Source organism: Neorhizobium galegae bv. orientalis str. HAMBI 540 (genome assembly GCF_000731315.1).
GTDB classification, from domain to species: domain Bacteria; phylum Pseudomonadota; class Alphaproteobacteria; order Rhizobiales; family Rhizobiaceae; genus Neorhizobium; species Neorhizobium galegae.
On sequence record NZ_HG938353.1, the window covers coordinates 1,526,980 to 1,541,933 of the forward strand.

12 protein-coding genes are annotated in these 14,954 nt (G+C 61.5%); 10 read left to right on the top strand and 2 right to left on the bottom strand.

Translation table 11 applies throughout. The features are described 5' to 3' along the window. Positions 1–17: 17 nt before the first annotated feature. A complete protein-coding gene (gltA, locus tag RG540_RS07840) occupies positions 18–1,307 on the bottom strand; it encodes a citrate synthase (protein WP_038542622.1) in 1,290 nt (429 codons plus the stop codon). A 288-nt stretch (positions 1,308–1,595) separates the two neighbouring features. On the opposite strand from gltA, the gene RG540_RS07845 reads away from it, so the two are divergent. Next, positions 1,596–4,103: a ComEC/Rec2 family competence protein gene (locus RG540_RS07845; RefSeq protein ID WP_038586372.1), complete on the top strand. Its 2,508-nt coding sequence runs from the start codon at positions 1,596–1,598 to the stop codon at positions 4,101–4,103. On the opposite strand, the gene lexA is transcribed toward RG540_RS07845, so the two are convergent. Further along, positions 4,084–4,803 (bottom strand): transcriptional repressor LexA, encoded by a 720-nt coding sequence (gene lexA, locus RG540_RS07850; RefSeq protein ID WP_038586375.1) that lies wholly within the window; start codon positions 4,801–4,803, stop codon positions 4,084–4,086. The two genes, RG540_RS07845 and lexA, sit on opposite strands and share 20 nt — an antisense overlap. A 200-nt stretch (positions 4,804–5,003) precedes the next feature. On the opposite strand from lexA, the gene RG540_RS07855 reads away from it, so the two are divergent. The 9 genes from RG540_RS07855 (at position 5,004) to lpdA (ending at position 14,883) form a co-directional block, all read left to right on the top strand. Further along, the gene (locus tag RG540_RS07855) at positions 5,004–5,876 is read left to right on the top strand and encodes a VOC family protein (protein ID WP_038586377.1); all 873 of its coding nucleotides are present in this window, start codon (positions 5,004–5,006) and stop codon (positions 5,874–5,876) included. 3 nt (positions 5,877–5,879) lie between these two features. Continuing rightward, the gene (kdsA, locus tag RG540_RS07860; protein ID WP_038586380.1) at positions 5,880–6,728 is read left to right on the top strand and encodes a 3-deoxy-8-phosphooctulonate synthase; all 849 of its coding nucleotides are present in this window, start codon (positions 5,880–5,882) and stop codon (positions 6,726–6,728) included. Positions 6,729–6,838: 110 nt separating this feature from the next. Continuing rightward, positions 6,839–8,113: a phosphopyruvate hydratase gene (eno, locus tag RG540_RS07865; RefSeq protein ID WP_038542630.1), complete on the top strand. Its 1,275-nt coding sequence runs from the start codon at positions 6,839–6,841 to the stop codon at positions 8,111–8,113. 163 nt (positions 8,114–8,276) lie between these two features. Beyond that, the gene (locus tag RG540_RS07870) at positions 8,277–8,594 is read left to right on the top strand and encodes an FtsB family cell division protein (RefSeq protein WP_038542632.1); all 318 of its coding nucleotides are present in this window, start codon (positions 8,277–8,279) and stop codon (positions 8,592–8,594) included. Positions 8,595–8,788: 194 nt separating this feature from the next. Further along, complete coding sequence (gene pdhA / locus RG540_RS07875) at positions 8,789–9,859, top strand: pyruvate dehydrogenase (acetyl-transferring) E1 component subunit alpha (RefSeq protein ID WP_038586383.1); 1,071 nt, start codon at positions 8,789–8,791, stop codon at positions 9,857–9,859. Positions 9,860–9,877: 18 nt separating this feature from the next. Further along, the gene (locus RG540_RS07880) at positions 9,878–11,299 is read left to right on the top strand and encodes a pyruvate dehydrogenase complex E1 component subunit beta (protein ID WP_038586386.1); all 1,422 of its coding nucleotides are present in this window, start codon (positions 9,878–9,880) and stop codon (positions 11,297–11,299) included. Between the two features lie 15 nt (positions 11,300–11,314). Beyond that, a complete protein-coding gene (locus tag RG540_RS07885) occupies positions 11,315–12,676 on the top strand; it encodes a pyruvate dehydrogenase complex dihydrolipoamide acetyltransferase (protein ID WP_038586388.1) in 1,362 nt (453 codons plus the stop codon). A 61-nt stretch (positions 12,677–12,737) separates the two neighbouring features. Then, positions 12,738–13,376, top strand: coding sequence for an SGNH/GDSL hydrolase family protein (locus RG540_RS07890; RefSeq protein ID WP_038586391.1), 639 nt, complete (start codon positions 12,738–12,740; stop codon positions 13,374–13,376). A gap of 61 nt (positions 13,377–13,437) precedes the next feature. Then, positions 13,438–14,883 carry a dihydrolipoyl dehydrogenase gene (gene lpdA / locus RG540_RS07895; RefSeq protein WP_038586394.1) on the top strand — a complete coding sequence of 482 codons (1,446 nt, stop codon included), beginning with the start codon at positions 13,438–13,440 and terminating at the stop codon, positions 14,881–14,883. Positions 14,884–14,954: the final 71 nt, after the last annotated feature.

A 14,954-nucleotide genomic window follows, 5' to 3' on the forward strand; every position in this document is an offset into this window, starting at 1 on the left:
TTGGTGATGATTGCCGATTAACGCTTGGAAACCGGGATGTAGTCGCGCTGCGCTTCGCCGGTATAGAGCTGACGCGGGCGGCCGATGCGCTGTTGCGGATCTTCGATCATTTCGGCCCACTGGGCGATCCAGCCGACGGTACGGGCGAGAGCGAAGAGCACGGTGAACATGGTGGTGGGGAAGCCCATCGCCTTCAGCGTGATGCCCGAATAGAAGTCGATATTCGGGTAGAGCTTCTTCTCGATGAAATACTCGTCTGTAAGCGCGATGCGTTCCAGTTCCATCGCGACCTGCAGCAGCGGATCGTCCTTGTGGCCGAGTTCGCCGAGCACTTCATGCGTGGTCTTTTGCATGATCTTGGCGCGCGGATCGTAGTTCTTGTAGACGCGGTGACCGAAGCCCATCAGACGGAACGGATCATTCTTGTCCTTGGCGCGGGCGATATATTCCGGGATCTTGTCGACCGTGCCGATTTCCGTCAGCATGTTGAGCGCAGCTTCGTTGGCGCCGCCGTGAGCCGGGCCCCAGAGGCAGGCAATACCGGCCGCGATGCAGGCGAACGGGTTGGCGCCCGACGAGCCGGCGAGGCGGACCGTCGAGGTCGAAGCGTTCTGCTCATGGTCGGCATGCAGGATGAAGATGCGGTCCATGGCGCGCGACAGCACCGGATTGACCACATACTCTTCGCACGGAACCGCAAAGCACATGCGCAGGAAGTTCGACGCATAGTCCAGGTTGTTCTGCGGATAAACGAAGGGCTGGCCGATATGGTACTTGTAGGCCATCGCGGCAAGCGTCGGCATCTTGGCGATCATGCGCAGCGAAGCGACCATGCGCTGGTGCGGATCGGTGATGTCGGTGGAGTCGTGATAGAAGGCAGACAGCGCCCCGACACAGCCGCACATGACGGCCATCGGATGGGCGTCGCGGCGGAAGCCGGTGAAGAAGCGGCTCATCTGCTCATGCACCATCGTGTGATGGGTCACGCGATAGTCGAAGTCCTTCTTCTGGGCAGCGGTCGGCAGTTCCCCGTAAAGCAGCAGGTAGCAGGTTTCCAGGAAGTCGCCATGCTCGGCCAGCTGTTCGATCGGATAACCGCGATGCAGCAGGATGCCGGCGTCGCCATCGATATAGGTGATCTTGGATTCGCAAGACGCCGTCGAGGTGAAGCCGGGGTCGTAGGTGAAGGTGCCAGTGTGCTTGTAGAGAGCGCCGATATCGACCACATCGGGACCGATGGTCCCCGACTTGACCGGCAGATCGACTTGTCTGTCACCGATTACCAGATTTGCGCTTGTTTCCGTCATGCTGATCCTCCAACCTTTTGGCGGCATGGCGCCCTAAAAGCGCCACAAGAATTAAGCGTCCACCAGTTTAGCTATATGATCCGAAAGCTGATGCCAAGCTGTCGTGACGGCATTTTGTGCAGCGCGAAAAATTATTGGGCAACAGCTTTTGCTTGGATGTCCAACTTCCTGTTGCATGCCCTCTCGACGCCTCGGAATTCCCGATATTTAACCGCCAGTTGACGACCGAGGAATTAACGCGCAGGTTGTATTGCCGCATGTCTGGCGGTGGGGCGAACAGAGCGTTTCATGCCGGAGGAAGATGCATTTCCGACGCATGCCGAGGCAGGGAAGCTGATATCCCGGCCGCCGGACCCCCGCATAAACACAAGCGCTCCCGACTCGGGCAAGCTCCGAAATCTGGCCGAGCTTTTCCCCGCGATCGAGCGCCGCCCGCCGGTCCATACGCTGGACGGAGGCTTTCGCCGCTCCGCAAGCCGACGCCTCGATCGGCTGCGACGCCGTCTCCCGGTCATGCTGGAGGAGGAGACGGTCTACGGCCATGGCTTCCTTTTCCTGCCGGTCGTCGTCGGGGCAGGGGCCGTCTGCTGGTTCGCACTGCCCCAGAACCCCGCTTTCTGGCCGTTTTTCCTCGTTTTCTGCGTTTGCACAATCTTCGTCATCGCCTCGCGCCATCGCTCCGGCACGATCCATCTCTTGCCGCTCGGTGTCGCACTCTTTCTGGGCGGCATGATGCTGGCACAGTTCGAGACCTGGCGACGGTCCACCGTCGTTCTCGATATGCCGGTGACCACCGAGCTTGCCGGCGTGGTCGAGCGCAGGGAGATCGATGCCCAGGGCCGTTGGCGCTATGTCGTCCTTATCGACCGGACATCCAATCCGGAAGTCAGGCGCCCGCCGGAGCGTGTATCGCTGCTTGCAAGGTCCCGACATGAGCCCGCCCAGATCGGCGAGACGATCAGCGGCCGCACGCGCCTTTCACCGCCCTCCGGACCGGCACTGCCTGGCCTCAACGACTTTGCCTTCTCCTCCTATTTCGACGGCATCGGCGCGGTCGGATTTTTTTATGGAGCGCCGAAAAAACAGGCTGCCGGTCCGTCCGGGCGGAGCTGGATTGCCGACATCGAAAGCCGGCTTTTCGATCTCCGCAGCGCAATCGCCACTCGTATCCGTGAGACCGTGCCGGGAGATCCCGGCGCCTTTGCCGCGGCAATCGTGACGGACGAACGCCGGGCGATCTCCAAAGGGACGACCGAGGCTTTGCGGCTTTCGGGATTAGCCCATATCGTCGCCATTTCCGGGCTGAACATGGCGCTCGCCGCCGGTATCTTCTTTGTCGGCGTGCGGACGGCGCTTTCGGTCTTTATGGGCTTCGGCCATGCCTATCCGGTGAAGAAGATCGCCGCACTCGGCGCCCTGATAATGGTCACCGCCTATTACCTGATCTCCGGTTTCGGCGTTTCGGCCGAGCGGGCCTACATCATGATGGCCATCATGCTGGTTGCCGTCCTCTTCGACCGACCGTCGATCAGCCTGCACAATGTGGCGCTGTCCGCGCTCGTCATCATCGCCATGTCGCCCTCGGAAATGCTCGGGCCGAGCTTCCAGATGTCGTTTGCTGCCACCGCCGCCTTGGTCGCCGGTTACGCGCTCTGGAAACAGAGAGCCGAAGGCCGCGATCCTCAGCCTCTGCCGTTCCGTCACCCCATGGTGATGCCCGTCCTAGCCTCCCGGAATTTCGCAGCCGGCGTTTTCGTCACCTCGCTGATCGGCGGCGTTTCGACCGCGATGTTTTCGGTCGAGCATTTTCATCGCATCGCCACCTATGGCCTCGCCGCAAACCTCGCAGCCATGCCGATCATCTCTTTCGTGGTGATGCCGGCCGGTCTGGTCGGCATGCTGCTGATGCCCTTCGGTCTTGATGCTCCTTTCATGAAGCTCATGGGCCTCGGTCTGGAAGCGGTGATCGCCATTGCCGGGCACGTGGCCGCCTGGGGCGGTGATGTCGGGATAGGCCGCCAGCATCCATGGTTCCTGACGGTCTCGACGGCAGGCTTCCTGCTGCTGACCCTGCTCAGGACGAAGCTAAGGCTGATCGGCCCGCCGCTGATGGTGACCGCTCTGCTGTTTTCCTGGCATGAGCGATCGATGCCCCTGGCGGATATATTGGTCTCGGAAGACGGGACGATGGTGGCGCTCGTAGACGAGGGACGGGTTACTACCAATCGCGCCCGCCCGCCTGATTTCATCTATGATCAGTGGAAGAGGGCGCTTCTGCTCGGCGACCCGACCAAACCGGATATGTCGCCAGCCAGAGACAAGCCGCCCGACCGCAAGCCATCAGGCGCAAAAAACGATAAGCGCCGTGAGTTGACCTCGGCGGAACTCGAAACCGTGAGGTTGCGAATAAGCCAGGTGACTTCCGCCCGCTTCACCTGCGAACCGAAGGCCTGGTGCGCCGCAAGCACGGACAACGCCATCATCGTGGCCGTAGAAGACGGCCGTTATGCCGGCGCTGCCTGCGACGCCGCCGATCTTGTCATCGCCCCGCGGGCACGCTTCGACCGATGCCGGTCCGGCGGACTGATGATCAATGGCACGACGCTCAGAAAGACCGGCGCGCTGGAGATTTCGTTGAACGGCACGGGCGACATACGACGCTGGCAGGTCCGTGCCGCAATGGCAGCCGAGGACAGGCCCTGGACCCGGCACCGCCACCATGATTGGCGAAGCCAGAGTTTCGACAACGCGTTGCCGGAACCGCTCCGGCAGCTGATCAGTGATAACGGCGGATGAGGCCGACGAGCTTGCCCTGGATCTTCACCCGATCAGGCCCGAAAATGCGGGTTTCGTAGGCGGGGTTGGCGGCTTCGAGCGCGATCGAGGCGCCGCGGCGGCGAAAACGCTTCAGCGTCGCTTCTTCATCGTCCACTAGCGCCACGATGATGTCGCCGGGATTGGCTGTCGTGCCGTTGCGGATGATCACGGTGTCGCCGTCGAGAATGCCGGCCTCGATCATCGAATCGCCCTTGACCTCCAGCGCGTAATGTTCTCCGGAGCCGAGCATCTCGGCCGGCACGGAGATGTCGTGCGTGTTGTTCTGGATCGCCGAGATCGGCACGCCGGCGGCGATGCGGCCCATGACGGGAACGGTCGTGGCGTTCGACGAGCCATCGTTGGCTGCGAGTTTCTGAGGTGCTGCGACCGGCTGCGGTTTGCCGAGGCTGCCCTCGATGACGCTAGGCGAAAAACCGCGCCGCGGCTGGATGCTTGGCGAATAAGCCTCCGGGAGCTTGATGACTTCCAGCGCGCGGGCCCGGTTCGGCAGGCGGCGGATGAAGCCGCGCTCCTCGAGCGCCGTGATCAGACGATGGATTCCGGACTTGGAAGCAAGGTCGAGCGCGTCCTTCATTTCGTCGAATGACGGCGGGATACCGGATTCCTTCATGCGTTCGTGAATGAACAGAAGCAATTCCTGTTGTTTGCGCGTGAGCATCTTTTGGCACCCTCAGAGTCGGAAACAAATCCAGAACGGACACTATATGTTCCATATGTGTTCCGCAAGTCCCTAAATTTCTGTGAAGTATGATGATTTTTTCTTCATAGATGCGTGCCAGATATCTGGTGTCACACCACTTGCGCGGCGCCAGCCCGCTGCCAAAGTAGCTTTGCGATTCCAATTCAGGGGGCCCTCGCGTGAACGCAAGACCGATCGATCATCTCGTGCTGCCGGTGGCGGGACTTACCGCTGCGCGTTCCAGGCTCACGGAGCTCGGTTTTACAGTTGCGCCGGACGCTTTTCATCCTTTCGGCACCGCCAATGCTTGTGTGTTCTTCTCGGATGGGACCTACCTGGAGCCGCTGGCTCTTGCCAACCGACGCCATGCGGGTGTTGCGGCAAAGCGCGGCAACGTTTTCACCGCCCGCGATCTCGCCTTCCGCAAGACGTCCAACCGGCAGGGCTTTTCCGCTCTCGTTGTCGCGACCCGGGACGCGATGGCCGATCATGCGCGTTTCAAGATGCGCGGCGTCTCGGCAGGCGAGGTGCTGGAATTTTCCCGCGGCATGACCCTGGCTGACGGTTCCGAGACGCAGGCGAGCTTCCGGCTGGCATTCGCCGGCGATCATCGCGCGCCCGAATTCTTCCTGTTTTCCTGCCAGCGCATCAACCCGCTGCCCGCAGATCGCAGTGGGCTGGAGCGGCATGCCAATACCGTTACCGGCCTGAGCGAAATCATCCTGTCGGCCCCGACGCCTGCCGATTTCGCTCCGCTGGTCGAACAGGTGCTGCTGACCAAGGCCGCGCCGGAGGCTGCACCGCTCCAGCTTGCCGCGGCCAATGCCCGCATCCGGATACTGCAGGATCGGGAGCTCGAGGCGGAATTTGCGCTTCAGCCGACCCCGGGCGCCGAAGGACTGCGCGGCCGGGCGGTCATCTTCAAAACCGCCGATCTTGCCGTGACAGAGATCACCCTTGCTGCTAATGACGTCGCATTCGTCCGCCGGGAGGGCCGCGTTCTCGTCTCGGCGGCACCCGGCCAGGGTGTTTTGTTCGGCTTCGAGGAATAGATCATGGAAGTTACCGCAAACTCCAGCGTCTCCGTCGGCGAAGGAGGCGGCAAGGTAGTTTTCGCGCAGAACGCAAAACTGTCGCTGATCGCCGGTCCCTGCCAGATGGAAAGCCGCGACCACGCCTTCATGATGGCAGGCGCGTTGAAGGAACTCTGCGGCAAGCTCGGCATCAGCCTCGTCTACAAGTCCTCCTACGACAAGGCCAACCGCACGTCGATTTCCGGCAAGCGCGGCATCGGGCTCGAAGAGTCGATGGAAATCTTCGCAGACCTGAAGCAGGAGTTCGGCTTTCCGGTTCTGACCGACATTCATACGGAAGAACAATGCGCTGTCGTCGCAAAGACGGTGGACATCCTGCAGATCCCGGCTTTCCTGTCACGCCAGACGGACCTGCTTGTCGCCGCTGCCAAGACCGGCCGCGTCATCAACGTTAAGAAGGGCCAGTTCCTGGCGCCCTGGGATATGAAGAACGTACTCGGCAAAATCACCGCGAGCGGCAATCCCAACGTATTGCTGTGCGAACGCGGCGCGTCCTTCGGCTACAACACACTCGTTTCCGACATGCGTTCATTGCCGATCATGGCGTCCATGGGCGCACCGGTGATCTTCGATGCGACGCATTCTGTGCAGCAGCCTGGCGGGCAGGGAGGCTCCACCGGAGGAGACCGCAGCATGGTGCCGGTCCTTGCACGGGCAGCGGTTGCCGTCGGCATTGCGGGCTTGTTCATCGAAACTCACGAGGATCCGGACAACGCTCCGTCGGATGGCCCGAACATGGTGCATCTGAAGAACATGCCGCAGCTCCTCGAAAAGCTGCTCGCCCTCGACGCCGTCGCCAAGGCGGCCTGAGCGCGCCCACAAAAAGCACGCAAACTGCTTCGATTGTAATTTTCGTGTCATTGATTATGAGACATTTTCAGTGACCTCGTGACGTCAAGTCCAAACCCAGGGAGAGACCCTTGACCGCCATCACCGATATCATCGCCCGCGAAATTCTCGACAGCCGCGGCAATCCGACCGTTGAGGTGGATGTCTATCTGGAAGACGGTTCGATGGGCCGTGCGGCCGTTCCGTCGGGCGCCTCCACCGGCGCACATGAAGCCGTCGAGCTGCGTGACGGCGGCAAGCGCTATCACGGCAAGGGCGTCGAAAAGGCGGTCGAAGCCGTCAACACCGAGATCTTCGATGCGATCGGCGGTTTCGATGCAGAGAGCCAGATCCATATCGACAAGACCATGATTGCGCTCGACGGCACGCCGAACAAGTCGCGCCTCGGCGCCAATGCCATCCTCGGCGTCTCGCTCGCCGTTGCAAAGGCTGCCGCCGAGACCTCGGGCCTGCCGCTCTACCGTTATGTCGGCGGTCCGAATGCGCATGTCCTGCCGGTTCCGATGATGAACATCATCAACGGCGGCGCTCATGCCGACAATCCGATCGACTTCCAGGAATTCATGATCATGCCGGTCGGCGCCGACACGCTGAAGGACGCCGTGCGCATGGGCTCGGAGATCTTCCACGTCCTGCGGAAGGAACTGGCGGCCCAGGGCCACAACACCAATGTCGGCGACGAAGGCGGTTTCGCACCGGGCCTGAAGAGCGCTCCGGAAGCCCTCGATTTCATCATGAAGTCGGTCGAGAAGGCCGGCTACACCCCAGGCGACGACGTCTGCCTGGCGCTCGACTGCGCCTCGACCGAGTTCTTCAAGAACGGCAAGTACGAGATGGAAGGCGAGGGCCGCACGCTCGAGCCGGAAGCCATGGCCGATTACCTCGCCGAGCTTGCAGCCAAATATCCGATCATTTCGATTGAAGACGGCATGGCCGAAGACGATTGGGCCGGCTGGAAGTACCTGACCGACAAGATCGGCGCCAAGTGCCAGCTCGTCGGCGACGATTTGTTCGTCACCAACTCGTCGCGCCTGCGCGATGGCATCAGGCAGGGCGTCGCCAATTCGATCCTCGTCAAGGTCAATCAGATCGGCTCGCTGTCGGAAACGCTCGATGCCGTCGAGACTGCCCACAAGGCGGCCTACACCGCCGTCATGTCGCACCGCTCGGGCGAAACCGAAGACTCGACGATCGCCGACCTCGCCGTCGCCACCAATTGCGGACAGATCAAGACCGGCTCGCTGTCGCGCTCCGACCGGCTTGCCAAGTACAACCAGCTTATCCGCATCGAGGAAATGCTCGGTCCGCAGGCCGTTTATGCCGGCCGCAGCGTCCTGAAGGCCTGACAGCCTCCTAGGTTCGACATTTTCATGGAAGCCCGCGCCGAAAGACGCGGGCTTTTTTCGGACTCGATTCTGGTCAACGATTGCTTAAGCAAGTTCTGCGAATTTGAAGCTCTGTTTCGGATCGATTTGAGATCCCGTAAGCGTGGCAAGGCGTTAGAGCGGTATGTGGACAAAGCATCATAAGAAAAGAAAATTCGGCCGTTTTGTTCTTCCCGCCATCACAGTCGCGTTTCTTTGCTACTTCGGCTATCATTCCATCCACGGCGATCTCGGCTTGATCGCCACGGAGGAATTCGAACGTCAGCGGCAGGCGCGTGCAGGCGAGCTCGCAAAGTTGACCGCACGGCGCGAGACGCTGGAGCGGCAGGTTCAGCTGATGAGCGATGGTTCGCTTGACAAGGATATGCTGGACGAGATCGCCCGTTATCAGCTGAATGTCTCGCGCGGCGACGAAATCGTCATCTTCAACAACTACTTCTAAATTAACCGAAATCCAGTTAATTTCATATTTCTGTAACCTTTTCATCGTGTTGCGCGGAATGTGAGCCATGCGTTTATGGCATTGCTGGGGCAGCTTTTCTTGCCTATGGTACGGCCCGACACCAGAGTGGGAATCTGGCGATACACGTCAGGGCGTAATCTCGCTCTCAACGCAGAACTCAAAGGGAGGGATGAATGGCGCCGACAAAAACCGCGTCTGTATCCGGCCGCAAACCAGCGGCAAAGTCTGCAATCAAATCAGCCTCGAAATCCTCCGCCAAGGAGTTTACGGGTAAGAACACCCCGGATTTCGGCAAGGATCAGGATCTTCACGCCTATCGTGAGATGCTGATGATCCGCCGTTTCGAGGAAAAGGCCGGCCAGCTCTACGGCATGGGCTTCATCGGTGGTTTCTGTCACCTCTATATCGGCCAGGAAGCTGTCGTCGTCGGCATGCAGATGGCGCAGCAGGAGGGTGACCAGGTTATTACCGCCTATCGCGACCATGGGCATATGCTGGCAACCGGCATGAGCGCGCGTGGCGTCATGGCCGAGCTCACCGGACGCAAGGGCGGCTATTCCCGAGGGAAGGGCGGCTCGATGCACATGTTCTCCAAGGAAAAGAATTTCTACGGCGGCCACGGCATCGTCGGCGCCCAGGTTTCGCTCGGAACCGGTCTCGCCTTCGCCAACAGGTATCGTGGTAATGACAGCGTCTCGGTCGCCTATTTCGGCGATGGCGCGGCCAACCAGGGCCAGGTCTACGAGAGCTTCAACATGGCGGCCCTCTGGAAGCTGCCGATCGTCTATATCGTCGAGAACAACCGTTATGCGATGGGCACCTCGACGGCCCGTGCGACGGCGCAGTCGAACTACTCGCTGCGTGGTTCCGGCTTCGGTATTCCGGGCATCCAGGTCGACGGCATGGACGTTCGCGCCGTGAAGGCCGCCGGCGACGAGGCGCTCGAGCACTGCCGCTCCGGCAAGGGCCCGATCATTCTCGAAATGCTCACCTACCGTTATCGCGGCCACTCCATGTCCGACCCGGCGAAATATCGCTCCAAGGACGAGGTGCAGAAGATGCGTTCCGAGCACGACCCGATCGAGCAGGTGCGCCTGCGCCTGATCGAAAAGGGCTGGGCCACCGAGGACGAGCTGAAAGCGATCGACAAGGATATCCGCGACGTCGTTTCGGATAGCGCCGATTTCGCCCAGGCCGATCCGGAGCCGGATCCGTCCGAGCTCTACACCGACATTCTGCTCTGATCGCGGGGAGGGAACCCAATGCCAATCGATATCCTGATGCCCGCCCTTTCTCCGACCATGGAGGAAGGCACGCTCAGCAAGTGGCTGAAAAAAGAGGGTGACAAGGTCACCTCCGGCGACGTGATCGCCGAAATCGAGACCGACAAGGCGACCATGGAAGTGGAAGCCGTCGATGAAGGCGTGATCGGCAAGCTGCTGATCGAGGCCGGCACCGAAAACGTCAAGGTCAACACCAAGATCGCCGTGCTCCTGCAAGATGGCGAGAGCGTTGATTCGATCGGGTCTTCGGCTCCTGCCAAAGAAGCCCCGAAGGCTGACGCGGATACGCCGGCTGCAACGTCCGACGCCGCAGGCGGCAAGGCCCGCGAAGCAACGGAAGAGACGCCTGCTGCCGCCTCGGTCCCGGCCCAGCCGAAGGTCGAGGCCGCTGCCGACCCGGATATTCCGGCCGGCACCGAAATGGTCATGACCACCGTTCGCGAAGCACTGCGCGACGCGATGGCCGAAGAAATGCGCCGCGACGAGAACGTCTTCGTCATGGGTGAGGAAGTCGCCGAATACCAGGGCGCCTACAAGATCACCCAAGGGTTGCTGCAGGAATTCGGTGCTCGCCGCGTCGTCGATACCCCGATCACCGAACACGGCTTTGCCGGCGTCGGCGTCGGTGCCGCAATGGCGGGCCTGAAGCCGATCGTCGAGTTCATGACCTTCAACTTCGCCATGCAGGCGATCGACCAGATCATCAACTCGGCCGCCAAGACGCTCTACATGTCGGGTGGCCAGATGGGTGCGCCGATCGTGTTCCGCGGCCCGAACGGTGCCGCCGCCCGCGTCGGCGCCCAGCACAGCCAGGATTATGCCGCATGGTATAGCCAGATCCCGGGTCTCAAGGTCGTCATGCCGTACACCGCAGCCGACGCGAAGGGTCTCCTGAAAGCGGCCATCCGCGATCCGAACCCGGTTATCTTCCTCGAAAACGAAATCCTCTACGGCCACCAGTTCGAGGTGCCGAAGCTCGACGATTTCGTCCTGCCGATCGGCAAGGCCCGCATCCACAAAAAGGGCAAGGACGTTACCATCGTGTCCTTCGGCATCGGCATGACCTATTCCCTCAAGGCAATCGCCGAGTTGGAAAAGGAAGGCATCGACGTCGAACTGATCGACCTTCGCACCATCCGTCCGATGGATCTGCCGACTGTCATCGAATCGGTCAAGAAGACCGGCCGCCTAGTCACCGTCGAGGAAGGGTATCCGCAGTCGTCGGTCGGCACCGAAATCGCCACCCGCGTCATGCAGCAGGCCTTCGATTATCTCGACGCGCCGATCCTGACGATCGCCGGCAAGGACGTTCCGATGCCTTATGCGGCCAATCTCGAAAAGCTGGCGCTGCCGAATGTCGGCGAAGTCGTCCAGGCGGTGAAAACCGTCTGCTACAAATAAGGGGAGGATGTTTCGATGCCGATCAACATCACCATGCCTGCCCTTTCCCCGACCATGGAAGAGGGCAATCTTTCCAAGTGGTTGGTCAAGGAAGGCGACAAGGTCAAGTCGGGCGACGTGCTCGCCGAGATCGAGACCGACAAGGCGACCATGGAAGTCGAATCCGTCGATGAGGGCACAGTTGCCAAGCTCGTCGTTGCGGCCGGTACCGAAGGCGTCAAGGTCAATGCCCTGATCGCCATTCTTGCCGCCGACGGCGAGGATGTCTCGGCTGCCGCCTCTTCGGGCGGTGGTGCATCTCCGGCTCCGAAGGCCGAGGCTGCACCCGCTCCGAAGGCGGAAGCCGCTCCGGCTCCGAAGGCGTCCGAACCGGCGCCTGCTGTCGCGACACCGGCTCCGGCTGCTGCTCCGGCATCGTCGTCCGGCGCAAAGACCTTCTCGTCTCCACTCGCCCGTCGCCTCGCAAAGGAAGCCGGCCTCGATCTTTCGGCCGTTTCCGGCTCCGGCCCGCACGGCCGTGTCGTCAAGGCCGATATCGAAAAGGCAGTTGCCTCCGGCGGCGCAAAGGCTACTCCGGCTGCTGCTCAGCAAACTGCCGGCGCACCGGCTCCGGCGATCGCCAAGGGTCCGGCAGACGATACCGTCCTGAAGCTTTTCCCCGAGGGTTCGTACGAGCTTCTGCCGCATGACGGCATGCGCAAGACGATCGCCTCGCGCCTTACCGAGTCGAGCCAGACGGTTCCCTCCTACTTCGTCTCGATGGATTGCGAGCTCGATGCGCTGATGAAACTGCGTGCCGAGATCAACAAGTCTTCGCCGATGAAGAAGACCGACAAGGGCGATGTTCCCGCCTTCAAGCTGTCGGTCAACGACTTCATCATCAAGGCGATGGCGCTCGCTTTGCGCGATGTCCCGATGGCGAATGCTTCCTGGACCTCGACGGCCCGCGTGCTGCACAAACATGCAGACGTCGGCGTGGCCGTATCCATCCCCGACGGCCTGATCACCCCGATCGTGCGCAAGGCAGAAACGAAGACGCTGTCCGTCATCTCCAACGAGGTGAAGGATCTTGCGAGACGCGCCCGCGACAAGAAGCTGAAGCCGGAAGAGTACCAGGGCGGCACGACCTCCGTGTCCAACCTCGGCATGTTCGGCGTCTCCAACTTCACCTCGATCGTCAACCTGCCGCAGGCCTCGATCGTCTCGATCGGCGCAGGCGTCGAGAAGCCGATCGTCAAGAACGGCGAAATCAAGGTGGGCACGGTGATGACCGCAACCTTCGCCTTCGACCACCGTGTCATCGACGGCGCGCTCGGTGCGGAACTCGCGTCCGCCTTCAAGCGCTACATCGAAAACCCGATGGCGATGCTGGTGTAAACGGTTTTCTCTCGCCCTTGCGGAGAGGTATCCGCAAGGGAGGGGAAGCGGAGACATATCCATGAAAACCGTTCTGTGCTTCGGCGACTCGCTCACCTGGGGTTTCGATCCTGAAGGACCGGGCCGGCATGCGTTCGAGGACCGTTGGTCGAGCGTCCTCGGAGCTGCGCTCGGTTCCGACGTCACCGTCATCGCCGAGGGGCTGAACGGCCGCACGACGGGTTACGCCGATCACCTTGCCGACTGCGACCGCAACGGCGTCACGAACCTGCCGACTGTGCTGCATACCCACATGCCGCTCGATCTGGTGATCATCATGCTCGGCACCAACGACATGAAGCCGATGATCGCCGGCACTGCCCATGCGGCGCGTGCCGGCATTCAGCGTCTGGTGGGGCTGATCCGTCACCACGAATATTCGTTCGACTACGACGCGCCGGATATCCTGATCGTTTCGCCGCCGCCGCTCTGCGAGACCGCCGACCCGATTTTTTCGGCGATCTTCAAGGGCGGCGTCGAGCAGTCTTCCATGCTCGCCTCGCTTTATCGGGACCTCGCCGACGACCTCGGCTGCGGTTTCTTCGATGCGGGATCGGTGGCGAAAACGACGCCGATCGACGGCGTGCATCTCGATGCAGAAAATACCCGCGCGATCGGACGCGGCCTTGAGCCGATCGTCCGGATGATGCTGGGTATCTAGAACAAGATTTCCCGAGGCGGGCCGCTTGGAGCTGGCCCCCCAATGAGAAGGCAGGAAAGCAATGGCTCAATCCTACGACGTCATCGTCATCGGTTCCGGTCCCGGCGGTTATATCGCCGCCATCCGGGCATCCCAGCTCGGGCTGAAAGTCGCCGTCGTCGAGCGCGAGCACCTCGCCGGCATCTGCTCCAACTGGGGCTGCATTCCGACCAAGGCGCTTCTGCGCTCGGCCGACGTGATGCACACCGCGACCCATGCGAAGGACTACGGCCTGACGCTGGAAGGCACGATCAAGCCGGACGTCAAGGCGATCGTCGACCGCTCGCGCGGCATCGCCCACCGCATGAACAACGGCGTCGGTTTCCTGTTCAAGAAGAACAAGGTCGACATCATCTGGGGTGAGGCGAAGCTTACCAAGCCCGGCGAGATCGTCGTTTCCAAGACCACCAAGAAACCGGTCGAGCCGATCGGCCCGATCCCGAAGAATACGCTCGGCGAGGGCACCTACACCGCCAAACACATCATCATTGCGACAGGTGCCCGTCCGCGCGCGCTGCCCGGCATCGAGCCGGATGGCAAGCTGATCTGGACCTATTTCGAGGCGATGAAGCCGGAAGAGATGCCGAAGTCGCTGCTGGTCATGGGCTCGGGCGCCATCGGCATCGAATTCGCGAGCTTCTATCGCACCATGGGCGTCGAGGTCACCGTCGTCGAGATCATGAGCCAGGTCATGCCAGTCGAGGACGCGGACATCTCGGCGCTTGCCAAGAAGCAGTTCGAGCGCCAGGGCATGAAGATCCTGCTTGAAGCCAAGGTTGCCAAGGTCGTGAAGGGCGCCAACTCGGTCACCGCGACGATCGAGCTGAAGGACGGCAAGACGCAGGAGATCACCGCCGACCGGATGATCTCGGCCGTCGGCGTCCAGGCCAATATCGAAGGCATCGGCCTCGAGGCGCTCGGCGTGAAGACCGACCGCGGCTTCCTCGTCATCGACGGCTACGGCAAGACCAACGTGCCCGGCCTCTATGCGATCGGCGACGTCGCCGGTCCGCCGCTGCTCGCCCACAAGGCCGAGCACGAAGCGGTCATCTGCGTCGAAAAGATCGCCGGCCTGCCGAATGTCCATCCGATGGACAAGCTGAAGATCCCGGGCTGCACCTATTGCAACCCTCAGGTCGCCTCCGTCGGCCTCACCGAAGCCAAGGCCAAGGCCGAAGGCCGCGACATCCGCGTCGGCCGCTTCCCGTTCGTCGCCAACGGCAAGGCGATCGCGCTCGGCGAGGACCAGGGCCTCGTCAAGACCATCTTCGACAAAAAGACCGGCGAACTGATCGGCGCCCACATGGTTGGCGCCGAAGTCACCGAACTGATCCAGGGCTTCGTCGTCGCCATGAACCTGGAGACGACGGAAGAGGAACTGATGCACACCATCTTCCCGCATCCGACCATTTCCGAGACGATGAAGGAAAGCGTGCTCGACGCCTACGGCCGGGCGCTGAATGCCTGACGAGATCGCCCTGCCGGGGATTGTTCCACGGCCGGGCGCCGCCCATATGAGTGTCTCTGGAACGGGAGCGT

What these genes read in the sequence shown, in the direction of transcription:
- RG540_RS07870 (WP_038542632.1), top strand. Translation starts at nt 8,277, where the DNA reads ATGTGGACAAAGCATCATAAGAAAAGAAAATTCGGCCGTTTTGTTCTT.
- gltA (WP_038542622.1), bottom strand. Translation starts at nt 1,307, where the DNA reads ATGACGGAAACAAGCGCAAATCTGGTAATCGGTGACAGACAAGTCGAT.
- pdhA (WP_038586383.1), top strand. Translation starts at nt 8,789, where the DNA reads ATGGCGCCGACAAAAACCGCGTCTGTATCCGGCCGCAAACCAGCGGCA.
- lexA (WP_038586375.1), bottom strand. Translation starts at nt 4,803, where the DNA reads ATGCTCACGCGCAAACAACAGGAATTGCTTCTGTTCATTCACGAACGC.
- RG540_RS07885 (WP_038586388.1), top strand. Translation starts at nt 11,315, where the DNA reads ATGCCGATCAACATCACCATGCCTGCCCTTTCCCCGACCATGGAAGAG.
- RG540_RS07880 (WP_038586386.1), top strand. Translation starts at nt 9,878, where the DNA reads ATGCCAATCGATATCCTGATGCCCGCCCTTTCTCCGACCATGGAGGAA.
- kdsA (WP_038586380.1), top strand. Translation starts at nt 5,880, where the DNA reads ATGGAAGTTACCGCAAACTCCAGCGTCTCCGTCGGCGAAGGAGGCGGC.
- RG540_RS07890 (WP_038586391.1), top strand. Translation starts at nt 12,738, where the DNA reads ATGAAAACCGTTCTGTGCTTCGGCGACTCGCTCACCTGGGGTTTCGAT.
- lpdA (WP_038586394.1), top strand. Translation starts at nt 13,438, where the DNA reads ATGGCTCAATCCTACGACGTCATCGTCATCGGTTCCGGTCCCGGCGGT.
- RG540_RS07845 (WP_038586372.1), top strand. Translation starts at nt 1,596, where the DNA reads ATGCCGGAGGAAGATGCATTTCCGACGCATGCCGAGGCAGGGAAGCTG.